Origin of the sequence: Acetobacter syzygii (assembly GCF_000964225.1) — a bacterium.
GTDB lineage: Bacteria > Pseudomonadota > Alphaproteobacteria > Acetobacterales > Acetobacteraceae > Acetobacter > Acetobacter syzygii.
On sequence record NZ_BAMZ01000053.1, the window covers coordinates 1 to 214 of the forward strand.

Consider the following 214-nt stretch of genomic DNA (forward strand, 5'->3'; position numbering starts at 1 on the left):
ACAGGTGGCTGGGGATGTCACAAATGCCAATGCCCTGACCATCGATGCCAGCTCCGTCGATGGCACCACCACCAACACAGGCACGCTCACGGTGCAGAATGCTGCCCTGCTCCAGACGCTCGATAACCAGAGTGGCACTGCAACCCTGACCGGCAGTCAGGTGACCGGAGCCGCCACCAATAGCGCAGGCGCTACGCTCGCAGTCAGTGGTGGC

General features: G+C 62.6%; 1 protein-coding gene. It reads left to right on the top strand.

The genetic code is table 11. The annotated features are described in order from the left end of the window. On the top strand, positions 1–214 hold a 214-nt coding region (locus Absy_RS11660), incomplete at both ends, for a hypothetical protein (protein ID WP_048854932.1).